General features: G+C 46.1%; 11 protein-coding genes. 7 read left to right on the forward strand and 4 right to left on the reverse strand.

The annotated features are described in order from the left end of the window. Positions 1–64: 64 nt before the first annotated feature. Together AZI87_RS09305 and AZI87_RS09310 are read right to left on the reverse strand one after the other, a co-directional pair. Positions 65–2,284 carry a S8 family serine peptidase gene (locus AZI87_RS09305; protein ID WP_063206266.1) on the reverse strand — a complete coding sequence of 740 codons (2,220 nt, stop codon included), beginning with the start codon at positions 2,282–2,284 and terminating at the stop codon, positions 65–67. Between the two features lie 122 nt (positions 2,285–2,406). After that, complete coding sequence (locus tag AZI87_RS09310; protein ID WP_063206267.1) at positions 2,407–2,892, reverse strand: glutathione peroxidase; 486 nt, start codon at positions 2,890–2,892, stop codon at positions 2,407–2,409. A gap of 193 nt (positions 2,893–3,085) precedes the next feature. Here AZI87_RS09310 and AZI87_RS09315 point away from each other — a divergent pair, with 193 nt between their 5' ends. Both AZI87_RS09315 and AZI87_RS18365 read left to right on the forward strand, forming a co-directional pair. Further along, a complete protein-coding gene (locus AZI87_RS09315; protein WP_253696706.1) occupies positions 3,086–4,543 on the forward strand; it encodes a hypothetical protein in 1,458 nt (485 codons plus the stop codon). Between the two features lie 68 nt (positions 4,544–4,611). After that, entirely contained in the window at positions 4,612–6,132 is a 1,521-nt protein-coding gene (locus AZI87_RS18365; RefSeq protein WP_155722524.1) for a hypothetical protein, read from the forward strand. A 69-nt stretch (positions 6,133–6,201) separates the two neighbouring features. Here AZI87_RS18365 and AZI87_RS09325 read toward each other — a convergent pair whose 3' ends face one another. Both AZI87_RS09325 and AZI87_RS09330 read right to left on the reverse strand, forming a co-directional pair. After that, positions 6,202–7,389: an aspartate kinase gene (locus AZI87_RS09325; RefSeq protein WP_063206268.1), complete on the reverse strand. Its 1,188-nt coding sequence runs from the start codon at positions 7,387–7,389 to the stop codon at positions 6,202–6,204. Beyond that, positions 7,386–8,345, reverse strand: a complete 960-nt coding sequence (locus tag AZI87_RS09330; RefSeq protein WP_063206649.1) for a lytic transglycosylase domain-containing protein — start codon at positions 8,343–8,345, stop codon at positions 7,386–7,388. The genes AZI87_RS09325 and AZI87_RS09330 overlap by 4 nt, the downstream gene beginning before the upstream one ends. 222 nt (positions 8,346–8,567) lie before the next feature. On the opposite strand from AZI87_RS09330, the gene flgF reads away from it, so the two are divergent. From flgF to AZI87_RS09355, 5 genes are all read left to right on the forward strand, one after another. Then, entirely contained in the window at positions 8,568–9,386 is an 819-nt protein-coding gene (gene flgF, locus AZI87_RS09335) for a flagellar basal-body rod protein FlgF (protein WP_063206269.1), read from the forward strand. A 62-nt stretch (positions 9,387–9,448) separates the two neighbouring features. Continuing rightward, positions 9,449–10,234: a flagellar basal-body rod protein FlgG gene (gene flgG, locus AZI87_RS09340; protein WP_063206270.1), complete on the forward strand. Its 786-nt coding sequence runs from the start codon at positions 9,449–9,451 to the stop codon at positions 10,232–10,234. Between the two features lie 3 nt (positions 10,235–10,237). Further along, on the forward strand, positions 10,238–11,170 hold the full coding sequence (gene flgA, locus AZI87_RS09345) for a flagellar basal body P-ring formation chaperone FlgA (RefSeq protein WP_063206271.1): 933 nt from the start codon (positions 10,238–10,240) through the stop codon (positions 11,168–11,170). Next, positions 11,167–11,931 (forward strand): flagellar basal body L-ring protein FlgH, encoded by a 765-nt coding sequence (locus AZI87_RS09350; RefSeq protein WP_063206272.1) that lies wholly within the window; start codon positions 11,167–11,169, stop codon positions 11,929–11,931. Before flgA ends, AZI87_RS09350 begins: the two co-directional genes overlap by 4 nt. Further along, the gene (locus AZI87_RS09355; protein WP_063206273.1) at positions 11,924–12,931 is read left to right on the forward strand and encodes a flagellar basal body P-ring protein FlgI; all 1,008 of its coding nucleotides are present in this window, start codon (positions 11,924–11,926) and stop codon (positions 12,929–12,931) included. Before AZI87_RS09350 ends, AZI87_RS09355 begins: the two co-directional genes overlap by 8 nt. The last annotated feature ends 296 nt before the right edge of the window (positions 12,932–13,227 follow it).

Here is a 13,227-nt window from a genome sequence, read left to right on the forward strand (position 1 = left end):
CGGAGCAATAAAAACCAGAATGATTGTTCAATGACGTGTTTATGCCAAATTAAAAGGGTGTACTCTACTTTTTAAGAATGTAATCCAATGAGTGAGCACGCATTTCGAAGTAGTCGGTGACGAACTCTTTAGAGCCTTGAGACTTTAGAACGGTGATATCACTTTGAATTTTTTTAAGCATTGAGTCCTTGTCGAACTTAATTTCTTGTCCGTGGAGATAATAAGCCTGTAGGTGCTTCTCAAGTGAAGATAGGCGCAATAAGACGTCTTTCTCAAAGATATTTAAACCACCTTGAGTGCTCATATATGTTTCAATGTCGGTGCAACGATAGGCAAATTCTTTAAGAATGCAGTCTTTGCGGTCAAGACCGTTGATCTTGCAATTGCGTCCTTCTGACGAGCGATAAAAGTTTAAAATTTCTTCCGTTGTTTGCTCTTGATATGTGGCAGTTGGCATAACGCCGTTCTTAGTAAAACCTTTTTTCTCTTTCAGATACGTGTATCCATGAACCTCAGATAAGAAGGCCGCGGGAAGAAGACGGCCTTTTTGATCCACTCTTCGAAAAGCGACGATGTCGCCAGCCTCGAGTTGATCAAAGGTTACGGGTTTGCACAAAGGAGACTCAATAAGAAAAGCGAATTCACTGCCGAAGGTGTGATGCACACCTTGAGAAAGACCGGCTAAAAGAGTCGACGAGTTCCAGCAGTTAGGGCCTTCTTCGCGTGCAGGGGATTTTTTAAGAAAATCAATACGTCCTTTTAACAGGGCCGCTTTCGTATCTGCATATCCTTTTGATAGGACGGGTGCTTCGGGAGTCATCACTTGCGCTGTCTCAATAAAGAGCTGACGTATTTGTACGGCGGTCAAATGCGGAAGCTCCATCCATACCTTGGCGGCTTCATGAACCATGAAAGGTGTCGCCATCGAAGTTCCGCTGTGGGAAATCAATCCTCCGCCGATGCTGGCAGCAACGACCTTTGTTCCTGGGGCAAGGATATCTACCGTTTTGTGTCCATAGTTGCTGAATTCCGCGATCTTTGCATTTGCCGGAGTGACCTTGCTAAAATCGGGCGCGTCTAAGGCGCCGACCTTCAATACATTCGGCTGTTCAAAGCTGGCTGGGTATTGGCGGTTCTTTCTGTCGTCGATATTCAGGGATTCATTTCCTGCGGCGACCACAAAGAGTGTTTCTGGATTTTCATCAATCATACGGCGATAAGCTTTGATTCCATCGCGAAGTCCCAAGAGGTCTTTAGTGTCCGGTGGAAATCCAATGCTTAAATTCACGATTCGAATTTTGTGCTTTTTAATAAAGGCAGAAATTTTATCGATGTAGCTTGCTTGCGTGTAGTCGCCTGCAAAGCCCACAAGAGCTGCATTCATCAGATCGCCGATTGCGATATGAGCCACATGGGTTCCATGCGAAAGGGGACGATCATCGCGTTGAAAAGCTGTCGAAGACTCGGTGGGAAGTCCGACGTTTTTGACTTGTTCCCAGCCAAAGTTGTCATCCACCCAGCCATTACCGTCATTGTCCTTGCCATCCATAGGATCGTCAGGATTATTCCACCATTTTGTCACCAGCGCTTCATGATTGTAATCAAAACCTGAATCGATGATTCCAATTAAAAATTTATTGGGATTTTCGCGATGACGTTTGTGAAGTCGAATTTCTTCTTCAGACTTCCCTAAAGAGCGTAAACGTTGAACAAGGTCATAGGGTTCATACATTGAGAAACGTGTTTTTACTTTTCCATCGGGCGTGACTTCTATAAAACCCGTTGGTTTTTCATGACGGTCGTTAGAGGCATACGAAAAGGTGATAGAAGAAAGAAGCTCGCCTTTTTCATTTTCATAATCTTTGCCATTCACCCGAAAAGGGGCTTGAGTTTCATAACGCTCAATGAACAGAAGCTTCCGAGGAGCTTCATCGCTATAAATCCACTTGCGAAATAGAATGGATGATTCTGTCTCGCGGTTTTTAGAATCTAAATTTGAAAGCTCTTGCTTAGAAGTGATCTGTCCATAGTCTTCTTTTTCAACCGAAAGATTGATGCGAACGGTGTGACCATTTTCAAGATAGCTGTAACGGGACCAGCCCGAGAATCTTCCGGAAATATCGAAGTGTCGTTCTTCAACAAGCTGTTTATCTTTGAAATAATATTCTTTAGAGACCACTCCATTATCGAACTTCTCTTTGCGGACTTCAAATTCCGCTCGGGCCGTTGTATTTCCCAAAATGAGACACAATGTGAAAATCGCGCGAAGAGCGGAGCATTTCATGGAACACCTCAATAGGGACAAGAGGTGCAACGGAGGTGCCTTTGCAGAAGGAATAGGTTTTCAAAGGGGTGGCATCCTCTGTCAAAAGATATGACAGAGGACCTTGAGCGACACTTAAGAAATTATTTTATCGCGGATTGAACATCCGCTGTCAGATTCTTTGGTTCTTCTTGAGGCGGGTAGCGTTTGATGACTTTTCCATCTTTACCTACTAAGAACTTCGTAAAGTTCCATTTAATCATTTCCGTGCCTAGCAAGCCAGGGGCGGCCTCTTTGATCCATTTGTAGACGGGATCTGCGCTGTCGCCGTTGACGTCCACTTTGGCCATCACTGGAAACTTGACGTTGTAAGTAAGACTGCAGAACTGCTGAATGTCGGCATTGCTGCCAGGCTCTTGCGAACCAAATTGGTTGCAAGGAAATCCCAGAACTATGAAACCTTGATCCTTGAATTTTTCGTACAAGGCTTCAAGGCCCTCGTACTGAGGAGTGAATCCGCATTTGCTGGCGACATTCACAACGAGCACCACTTGCCCTTTGTACTTATCTAAAGAGACGTCAGAACCATCGGCTGCTTTCACGGTGAATGAATGTAATGTCTTTTCCATTGACCACTCCTTAACTGAAATTTTGAATTACTATTCTGTCATGTGTTCTCATGTTGAAACAACTAGAATCATATAAAGCTGTTTATTGCGTGTCGAGGGAAATGCCGATTAAAACTTGCGAACTTCTCTTTATATTACAGAAGTGTGGACCGATAATGAAACCATGGGGACTTGGTATATCTGGATAATCTTCATGGTAGCGATATCCTTTTCGCAAGCGCAAGCGGCAGATCCGTTTTTGGGTTGTGCAGATTACTGTGCAATGCGATTTACGGCAGGCAGCAAGGCTTGGGACAACTGTATAGTTCAAACACAGAATGAAGGTTATTGCGGACGTCCACCAAGTTCATCGACGCCAACAAGTTCGCAGACAAGACAAGAAAATCCGAATCAAAACAACGGAAATAATCAAAACCGAAATCAGAATCAAAACCAAAATCAACAAGGTCAGTGTTATGCGCAGTACGAAAGTTTGCTGCAGCAATGTAACACGCAGATCGACGATACGTCTTACACTTGCGATGAAAAGAATGACTCGGGGATGAATAACGTCGCCAGCACTGCTTCTCAATTGGCTTTGCTAATGGGTCAGCAAACTTCCGCGAGTGTTCAAGCAGCGTGCTCCAGAATGGGTGATCTTTCACAAGCGGCGAGTGGCGCATTGGCGGCTTATCGTCTTACTTGTAGTGAGTCTATGAAGACGTGTCGATCCACGTGCGATTCGGCCGTAGACTATGTGAAGGCGAATCCAAATTGTTTTCCAACCAACTCGGCGACACAGTTAAGTGCGGTGAACGCGCTTTCTCAGGCCCAGTCACGCCGTGATAAGTGTGATAACTTTGAAAGTAAAATGAACGAGGCCCAACAGGCGATTCAGAATTATGGAGCGACGTCAGCGAATGCCACTCAGTGTGGAGAGCAGAATAAAGGGGAAACATCGACGACACCTGATTTCTGTAAATCCACTCCGAACTATCCGGGGTGTAACCCTTCAGCTCCAGTGGATTGTACAAAGCCTGAACTGGCTTCATCCAATAAAGTTTGTATCTGTACGAAAAATCCATTAGATCCTGCGTGTTTTTCCCAACAAAAGACAGCAGATAATTCTCAAGTAGGCAATCTGATCGATTCATCCAGTCGTTTGGCGGCCAATAAAGGCGACGATTTAGGAGGAGATCTTCCGGGATTGCCTGGTATTGAGCACGGCCAACTTCCTTCGGGTGGTTACGGCGATGCTGTTGATGGAGCTCAAGGTGGAGGCGGTACCAGCTTGGGAGGTGGAAGTAGCGGCAGTGGTGGTGGTTATGCAGCCGGATTAGAGGGCGAAGGCAATGCTGCCCGTGACGAAAACTCAGCGAACGTGAATGGTGGCTACTACGGTGGTGGTGGTGGCGGAAGCGGACTCGGTGGCGGTAGCGGTGGCGATGGTCAACCTGGAGTTCGTCAACCGACGGCCGCGGGTGCCGGTGGTGCCGCTGGAAAAAATGGTCCTGACCTACGCCAGTTTTTACCAGGTGGAAAATTTGACCCGCGCATGCGTGGCATTGCGGGAGCTTCGGGCCCTGATGGTATCACGGGACCCCATTCGAATATTTGGCATAAGATCCAAAACAGATATAAGGTGGTCAGCCCTTCGTTGTTACCATATTGAGACGTTTTGAATTGAGATAGTTTATACTTTTGTAAAGTTGTCGATCCCGAGATCCGATAAATGGATCTATGGGAATGAAGTTTTTTGCCGCCGTTTTCTGTTTCTCCTCACTTTTATTAAGTGCTTCACCTTCATTGGCCGGAGAAGCCTGCGGGTCGATGACCTGTCGAGATGACCATTACTGCGAACGCAAAAATAATCTCGTTGGAAAATTAACTGAGACTTGTAAGCCGATCCCCAACTTTGCGGCTACCGATAACACTTCTGGAAATTCATCCCAGGCATTGGCTGAGTGCCGCAGAACCTGTCAGTCTCCCAATGTCTGTAATGCCGATAACAGCGAACGTACGAGCTATTCGTGCCGTGCTCCCGAAGGAAATCGTACCAACGGGAACAATGCTCCGACGTGCAACCAACAATTCCAACAATTGATGCAGGCTTGCACTTCGCAGATCGAAGATACTTCTTACACTTGCGATGAAAAAAATGACTCGGGCATGGCCGAAGTCACAAACACGGCTTCACAGTTGGCATTGCTTATGGGGCAACAAACTTCGGCAAGCATTCAAGCGGCTTGTTCAAAAATGGCGTCTTTATCTCAAGCAGCCAATGCCGCAGTGGCGGCTTATCGTTTGACATGCAGTAACTCTATCGGAAGCTGTAAATCAGCTTGTGGAGCCGCGAAAACTTACGCGCAACAACAGGCGACTTGCTTAAGCGCGGGCAATGCGGCTTTGGCAGTGCAGTTAGCTTCTCAAGCGGACACTGAATTAAAACGCTGTGATAGTTTTGAAAACAAAGTGAACGAAGCCAACCAAGCCATTTCAAATTTTGGTACAACTTCAGCAAATGCCTCACAGTGTGCCGCTTTAACTTCGGGAGAAGAAAAACCAACACCAGAATTCTGTGCCGCAAACCCTACTTATCCAAGTTGCGTAGCTCAGCAAGCCGTGGATTGTACAAATCCAACAATCGCGACGACGAATAAAGTTTGTATCTGCCAGAAAAATCCCATGGATCCAGCTTGCGTGAGCGCGCAAAAAGCGGGTGACGGAGGCTCCGTGGCTTCGATGATTGACTCCTCTTCTCGTGTGGGGGCCAAAGCCGGTGAAGATTCTTTCGGCGGTGATTTAGGTTCCACTCCGCCAATTGAACACGGTCAACTTCCATCTGGCGGTGCCGGTCAAGCTATTGACGGTTCTCAAGGTGGCGGTGGTGGCTCCTTAGGTGGAGGTAGTGGCTCTGGCGGTGGCTCTTACGGATCTGCTGGAGGCGGTGGCGCCGCGAGTGAAGACGGTGCCAACGTGAATGGTGGATTTTACGGCGGCGGCGGTGGTGGTCGTTCGTATGCAGGTGGCGGCGGCTCTGGCGAAGGTGGGCCTGGCGGAATTCCTGGTGCGCCAGGTTCGGGTGTCCCAGGGGCCAATGGACCTGACTTAAGAAAGTTTCTTCCGGGCGGTCAGTTTGACCCAAGACTGCGCGGAGTTGCAGGTACTGCGGGCCCAGACGGGATCACGGGACCGCATTCAAATATTTGGATGAAAATCCAAAACCGTTACAAGGTGATGGTGCCTTCCTTATTGCCTTAGGAAAAAATCTGAACAAATAAAAAAAGGGAAGAGTCATCTTCCCTTTTTTATTTTGTCTGTATGATTCGTTTAGATAAGCTGATGCAAGCTTTCAATTACTTGCTTTCTTAAAGGAGCGTCGACCAGAACCGTGACACTCATCGCGCTCATCATCAATTTGCGCGTTTCTAATTTTTTATCTGATAAAGCATTTAAAACTTTTTGCGTGATCTCAGGCGATGTTGCTCCCGTGCACGTCAAAGTCACTGTGGAAAAATCTGTGGGCAGAAGCGTGAACTGAGCGTGATTCTGAAGTTCTTTCTTAATGGCAGAGATGATTTCAGAAGGGCCTGTTAGCAACATTTCTGTTTTATCTAGATTCATTTCGTAGTGCAGAAGCTGAGGGAACGGAATCTGCTTTTCATCAAAAAGAACTTGAAGGTCTTTAAGGGCTTTCGCCGGATTTTTTTCCTTACTTAAAATTCCAACAACTGTTTCATGAGAGTTTAAAGAAAGAGCTTTGCAGGATTCAAACATATTCAATCCTTTTTTAACGAGTGTTCCGTCAGAAGTTTTATTAGAAGCAGGGCCGATATACAAAGTCACATCGCGAAGTTTCGCAAGCTCTACCGAACGGTAGTGCAGAACTTTGGCGCCCCAGAAAGTCATATCCATCAATTGATCATAGCTAAGCTCTTGAATGGGCTTTGCCGCTTTAACGACATTTGGGTCCGCCGTAAACACCGCGGGAACATCTTTTAGGATTTCACAGCGTTCCGCATTGAAAGCCGCCGCCATTGCCACGGCCGAAGTGTCGGATCCACCGCGACCCAATGTCGTAATTTCTTTTGTCACCGGAGACACGCCTTGAAAACCGGCTAAGATAACAACCTTATCTGTTTTCAAGGATTCTTCCACGCGCATTGGTTTCACATCTTTGATGAAAGCGTTCACGTGAGAGTCATCCGTAAAGATTCCCGCCTGACTTCCCGTAAAGCTGATCGCGGGGCAGCCTAAATCATTCAGCGCCATACTCATCAGCGACATACTGATTCTTTCACCCACTGTCAGAAGCATATCCATTTCACGACGTTGCGGATGAGCAGAAACTTGGTTTGCTAGATCGATCAAAGAATTTGTTGTCTTGCCCATGGCGCTAACAACAACGATCAAGGAATTTTCTTTAGATTGAGAAGCGACTCGCGCAGCGACAGACTTGATTTTTTCAGGATCTGCCAAGGTGGCGCCGCCGTATTTTTGTACAATCAGAGGTTTCATTCCAATGCAACTTTCCGACTAAACTGGTGCACGTAAGAAGAAACAAGTTGTCCCGCGCCTTTAGGCACGCGGATAAAATGTTTCTCGACCTGACGAGGAATGTACCCCAGATAGAGTTCGGCGTTCAAATCTTTTAATGATTTTCTTGTGACACTCAAATGATCCGCTAATGCATCCAAGTCTGTGCCACCCGGCACAAGAACGACTTCATACTCAAGCGGGTCCATTTTTTCTAAGTCGCGAAAGCCATAAAGGTTGGGTGCTTTGGCAATCAACATAGCAGCCAAAATTTTGGGAACGTACTCTTGAGTCTCAACCGGAAGGGCATTGAGTTTTATGAGCGTCCAGTAATCTTTGGTTCCATATTTCTTGATGCGGTTGCGAAGCCCATTTTCGCCCATGTTGTAACTGGCGGCGACCAGATACCAAGAACCAAACTCTTGATGTAGATCTTTTAAATAACGAATGGCCGCGAGTGTGCTCTTTTTCAGATCGCGTCGCTCATCCAACCACCAGGTTTTGCTTAAACCGTAACGTGTTCCTGTAGCTTCGATAAATTGCCAAGGGCCAACAGCATCGGCGTGACTAATGGCGTTCGGAGCAAAACCACTTTCGATCATCACCATGTATGCAAGATCCAAAGGCAAGCCGGCTTTTTTTAGTTCGGCTTGAATGAAGGGCATGTACTTGTAAGAGCGTTGCAACCATTCTCGAAACCACTTGCTTCCGCGAGTGCCTTGGTAATGTGCAACCCATTTGCTGACTTTTTTATTGTAAGTCACCGGCAAATCAAAAATCAGATTGTCTGACTGAACATGAGTGGAACGTGAGGTGAGAGCTTTTAACTTCTCTTTCAAAGTCAAAGCCGGAGCAGGGGCAGCGGGAGTCACAGATGTTTCCGCCTGTGCAAATTGAATAATAAAAGTAGATAAAAGGACTGCGACCCACGTGCTCATAAAGTTCATTATGAAGCCGATTCTTTGACACTGTCGACAAAGAACTGACAACACTGCGATGCCATCGACAAAGGTCAATGCACGGTCAAATCCAAAAAAACTTGAGTCCAAGAAAAACTTTTGCGACGAAGGTCTAGCGTGGAAATCATTTCCTAGACGAAGATCGGTCCTGTCAAAACATGGCACACGCCTTGCTGCTCAACAATGTGTGGAGGAGTGTTCATGGGTGTAAAAGGGGTCTATACAGCTCTTAGCGGAGCGATCGCACAAAGTACAAAGCTAGATACCATCGCCAATAACTTGGCGAATGTGAACACGCCCGCTTTCAAACGCGATCAACAGCTTTTCCAGGAATATCTAACTGCAAATGAAAAGCCACCGGAGACAACGCAAATCCCTCGCGACGTCGCTTCGATTGAAAGCTTCTATAATATGCAGGGTGGCGATAAGAGTTATGTGGATGCCAAAGGCACCTTCACAGACTTCTCTCAAGGCGGTCTGAAACACACCGGAAATCCGATGGACGTTGCGATCGATGGCAAAGGTTTCTTCGAGATTGCAACTCCGGGTGGCGTTCGCCTGACTCGCGCTGGAAATTTCACTTTGGATGGAAACGGTCAATTAGTTACTAAAGAAGGATTCCCTGTTCTTCGTGCGGGCGAGCCAGGTGCCGACCCTGCTTCGCGCGTGATTCGTCTTCAAGGCACAGGCCTTCCGCTTTCTATTAATGATAATGGTGATGTCTTTGAAGGAACTGAAAATATCGGACGCGTTTCTTTAGTGAACGTGAATAATCCCGATTCTTTACAGAAAATGGGAAGTTCGCTTTATTCCTTTAAGCCGAATATGGCTCCGGAAATGACGAACGTTAACAATCCAAGCTTAAAACAAGGCTTCTTAGAAGCTTCTAACGTCAATATTGTTCAAGAGATGACAGACATGATTTCCACCAATCGTGTTTTTGAGAGCACTCAAAAAGCCATTACGGCTTACGATCAGATGGCAGATAAAATGGTTAACGTGGTGGGAAAAACAAACTAGTCAGGATGACTGGTTTGCATGGATTTGATTTTTAAATAAGCAATTAATGGAAGGATTCTTTAATGCTTAAAAGTTTAAATACAGCAGCGACAGGCATGGCGGCCCAGCAGACAAACATGGACGTCATTTCAAATAACATCGCCAACGTCTCTACGAATGGCTTTAAAAAATCGCGCGCTGAATTTGAAGATCTGATGTACCAAACTCAAAAAGAGCCGGGTGCACAAAGTGGTATGAATGCCTATTCACCGAACGGTGTGCAAGTCGGCTTGGGTGTTCGCACCGCCGGCATTCAAAAGAATTTCGAAAACGGCAGCGCGGCCGTGACAAAGAATCCTTTGGATCTTCAAATTGAAGGCTCTGGTTTTTTTCAAATCCTAACTCCAGATGGTCAAATCGGTTACACGCGTGACGGCGCTTTCCAAAAAGATCCTAACGGTCGTGTCGTCGATAAAAACGGGAATCTTCTTCAACCTGAAATCACAGTTCCGCCTGATGTCGCGGGTCTTGAAATTGCCCCTAACGGTGAAGTGCGTGTGATTCAAGGTTTGAACTCAGCTCCACAAACTATTGGTCAAATTGATCTTGTGAACTTCGTAAATCCTGCAGGTCTTAAAGCTGTAGGTAAGAACGTTTTTATGCCAAGTCCATCTAGCGGTCAGCCGGTGGTGGCTCGCCCAGGTATGAATGGAACAGGTTATTTGGCGCAAGGACAGCTTGAAACAAGTAACGTCAATATCGCTGAAGAAATGGTGAATATGATCACAGCACAAAGAGCTTTTGAGACGAATTCAAAAGTGATCCAAGCTTCTGATCAAATGCTTCAATCCGTGAATAGCATGAGATAATTGATGAATAAGTTTTTGTCTTTGGCACTTTTACTTTTCAGTGTTCAGTCTTTCGCAAGACCTGAAATCACTATTCCAGCCAGCGTTGAGATTTCTCAGCGAGAGCTTTTGCGTTTAAGTGATATCGCAACCGTGAAGGATGGAACGCCAGAGCTTCTTTCTTTTATGGAGAGTGTCGTCATCCGCGAAGACGCGCGTGAGTTATTGTTGTCACAAAAACTTCCGTCTTCTGAAATTTTGACGAAAGTGCGTGAAGCAATGAAAAGTCAATCCGGTCTTCGTGCTTTAAATCCTGCTTATAAAATTCCTTCGCAAGTGGCGGTGGCGTTTGCTTCCACTCCCATTTCTCGTGAAGAAATTCAAAGAAAAGTTCTGAATCATCTTCAGGTTCGCTGCAATGAATGCGAATACAAAGTCAGTATTCAAAGCACCCCCGCCCCCGCACAAAAACAATGGGATCTCGATTTTACGCAGCTTACAGGCAAAGGGGGCTTCCTTTTGCCACTGCGCGACGGCGATCAACGCCAATTAAAATGGATTTCTGGAACAATTCGTGTGTCGCAATTAACCCCGGTTGCGTCTCGTTTGATCTTACAAGGAGAGAGAGTGCAACAGGAAGACGTGCGCATGGTTATGACCGATGTGACGTTTGCTAAAGACAATGCACTTCGCCTGGCTGATATCCAAGGACAATTGGCAGCTAGATCTCTTCCCGTCGGTACGGCTATCTGGTCGACCGATCTCAAACGTGAACCGGCAGCTAAGAAGGGACAGATTGTAAAGGCCTTGCTAGGTGATGAGGGATTTGAAATCTCCGTCAACATGCAGGCTGAAGACAACGGCTTTGTTGGGGATCTCATTAAAGTTAAAAACTTGGATAATCAAAAAGTTCTCTCAGGCGTTGTGATTGAAAAAGGTGTGGTGAAGTTGCAATGAGACTTAAATCTTTCTTCGTAACTATTTCTTCGTTGATGGCTCTTACGTTGTTCACAGGTTGTGCGACGATGAATGATCTTTTGGCTTCATTGGATGGCCCTAAAGAAAATCCTCCTTTAGAAAAAATCCATACCGCTCCTCGCTATTCTGACACTCAGAATTTGGGCGTACCGACAGATCGTCAATACAAACGCATGACTCGAAATCGCATGGAGGAAGAATCGGACTTGGGCGCCAGTGCCGGTTCGACTTGGGTGATGGAAGGTCAAGGTGCTTATCTGTTTGCGCAAAACAAAATGCGTCGAGAAGGTGATCTTTTAAATGTGAAGTTGGACGGACCTGCTTTGAAACAAGTGGAAACAAAAGTTTCAGTGATCAAAAAACTTTTGAAGCAGCTTGAAGAGCAGCAACAACAAAGTCTGAACAACTCTTTGGCGGCAAATGGCACGGATGCTTCTCGTACCCCGGCTTCAGCTGAGGCCAAAAAGCCCGAAGCGGCTAAACCCGCAGAAAAAGAAGACGACAAGGACGCCTTGGCGGATGTGCAAAACATTCCCACTCGTATTGTCGAAAAATTGGCTGATGGAAATTACCGCATCAAAGGGCAACAGCCTTTTATGATCGGAAAACGTGAATACAAGGTCATCGTGACTGGTTTGATCCGTCCGGAAGACTTCAATGATCAAGGTATCGTCTCTGATAAACTTCTTGATCCGCAATATGATGTCGTCAGCATCAGAAGGAACGCACGCAATGAATAAACTATTTAGCGTTATCGTATTAACGGCCTTTTTTGTGATGGTGGCTTTTGAGGCGGCAAACGCCGCGCGCTTAAAAGACATCGCCAGCATTCGTGGTGTGCGTGAAAATCAACTTTTGGGTTACGGTATCGTCGTCGGTCTTAAGGGAACGGGTGACGGTAAAAATGAATTCATGAGTAAGAGCATGGTGCGCATGCTTGATAAATTAGGAATGAAATTAGATTCACCTGAGTTCGCAAGTAAGAACGTCGCGGCGGTGATCATCACCGGAACAATGCCGGCATTCGGTAAAGCGGGAAATCCGATTGATGTGACAGTCAGTGCGATTGGGGATGCGTCTTCATTGCAAGGTGGTACTTTGTTGCAAGCTCCATTGCGTGCGGCGAATGAACAAGTTTATGCCGTGGCCCAAGGAAGCATCATCATCGGTGGTGATGGAAAAGATCAGCACCTTACTTCAGGAAGAATTCCGAATGGCGCGACGATTGAACGAGACATGACAGCGGATTTTGCTTCTCGTAAAATGTATCGCCTGACTTTGATCAATCCGGATTTTACAACAGCCGCTCGTTCTGTTTTGACGATCAATAAAGAGTTGGGTGGGCACTACGCTTCGGCGAAAGATTCCGGAACGATTGATATCATCACTCCATTTGCCTATGAAAATCGCGGTGTGGAATTGTTGGCGACGATTGAATCTATCGAGATCAATCCCGACATGAAAGCACGTGTTGTTGTGAATGAAAAAACCGGCACGATTGTGATCGGTGATAAAGTGAAGATTTCTAAAGTCGCAATTTCTCACGGTTCTCTCTCTGTGAAAGTCGGAGAGGGAAAGAATGCGAAAGATGAGAAAGTGGCAGTTTTAGAAAGTGGTGTCAGTGTTGGGGAGCTCGTGCAAGCACTAAACAAATTAGGTGTCTCGCCGAAGGACCTGATAACTATACTTCAGTCCATCAAGTCAGCTGGAGCTTTGCACGGGGAACTCGAAGTATTATGAAATTTGTGTTTCGAAATGACACACTATGCAATAGAATTAATTTTATAGTTTCAGACACATGGACGTGTTTGAAACGCGGGGAGGGTGAGGAAGAGATCGCGAACCATGGAAGGTCAAGAGTCAAAAGTTTCTCGCAGGAAACAGGAGCAATAGGTCAGCAGGCACCAAGGATTGGTGAACACGAGCCGAAGCTACACTCTAAGAATCAATTGCAGGATGCATATGATTCTCCGACTCTCACTCCCCTTTTTTCTCTTTCTTCAAATGACATCGTTGCGTTGGAATCTGTGAGTAGT

This window comes from Bdellovibrio bacteriovorus (genome assembly GCF_001592745.1).
In the GTDB taxonomy this organism is placed as follows: domain Bacteria; phylum Bdellovibrionota; class Bdellovibrionia; order Bdellovibrionales; family Bdellovibrionaceae; genus Bdellovibrio; species Bdellovibrio bacteriovorus_B.

Coding starts and splice junctions, on each gene's coding strand:
- flgG (WP_063206270.1), top strand. CDS start 9,449: ATGCTTAAAAGTTTAAATACAGCAGCGACAGGCATGGCGGCCCAGCAG.
- AZI87_RS09355 (WP_063206273.1), top strand. CDS start 11,924: ATGAATAAACTATTTAGCGTTATCGTATTAACGGCCTTTTTTGTGATG.
- AZI87_RS09330 (WP_063206649.1), bottom strand. CDS start 8,345: ATGAGCACGTGGGTCGCAGTCCTTTTATCTACTTTTATTATTCAATTT.
- AZI87_RS09350 (WP_063206272.1), top strand. CDS start 11,167: ATGAGACTTAAATCTTTCTTCGTAACTATTTCTTCGTTGATGGCTCTT.
- AZI87_RS09305 (WP_063206266.1), bottom strand. CDS start 2,284: ATGAAATGCTCCGCTCTTCGCGCGATTTTCACATTGTGTCTCATTTTG.
- flgA (WP_063206271.1), top strand. CDS start 10,238: ATGAATAAGTTTTTGTCTTTGGCACTTTTACTTTTCAGTGTTCAGTCT.
- flgF (WP_063206269.1), top strand. CDS start 8,568: ATGGGTGTAAAAGGGGTCTATACAGCTCTTAGCGGAGCGATCGCACAA.
- AZI87_RS09325 (WP_063206268.1), bottom strand. CDS start 7,389: ATGAAACCTCTGATTGTACAAAAATACGGCGGCGCCACCTTGGCAGAT.
- AZI87_RS18365 (WP_155722524.1), top strand. CDS start 4,612: ATGGGAATGAAGTTTTTTGCCGCCGTTTTCTGTTTCTCCTCACTTTTA.
- AZI87_RS09310 (WP_063206267.1), bottom strand. CDS start 2,892: ATGGAAAAGACATTACATTCATTCACCGTGAAAGCAGCCGATGGTTCT.
- AZI87_RS09315 (WP_253696706.1), top strand. CDS start 3,086: ATGGTAGCGATATCCTTTTCGCAAGCGCAAGCGGCAGATCCGTTTTTG.